Origin of the sequence: Streptomyces sp. SID10853 (genome assembly GCF_010548145.1) — a bacterium.
Classification (GTDB): domain Bacteria; phylum Actinomycetota; class Actinomycetes; order Streptomycetales; family Streptomycetaceae; genus Streptomyces.
This window is the reverse complement of sequence record NZ_JAAGLN010000519.1, coordinates 1-249: the sequence shown is the minus strand read 5'-3', so window position 1 is coordinate 249 and position 249 is coordinate 1. Positions and strand designations below refer to the sequence as shown.

1 pseudogene is annotated in these 249 nt (G+C 75.9%); it reads right to left on the bottom strand.

From position 1 onward, the window contains the following. Positions 1-21: 21 nt before the first annotated feature. Positions 22-249: pseudogene (locus G3I19_RS37925) on the bottom strand (hypothetical protein); the annotation flags it as partial.

Genomic DNA, 249 nt, shown 5'->3' with positions numbered 1-249 from the left:
TCGTGTGGGCGGCCGCGCCGATCACGGCGTCGGCCCGCGGCAGGGTGCTGTCGGCGCGGGCCGCCTGGGTGAACACCACGGCGGTGTACGCGCTGCCGTCGGGGAGTTCGACCACACCGGCTTCGTGTGGGCGGCCGCGCCGATCACGGCGTCGGCCCGCGGCAGGGTGCTGTCGGCGCGGGCCGCCTGGGTGAACACCACGGCGGTGTACGCGCTGCCGTCGGGGAGTTCGACCACACCGGCTTCGTG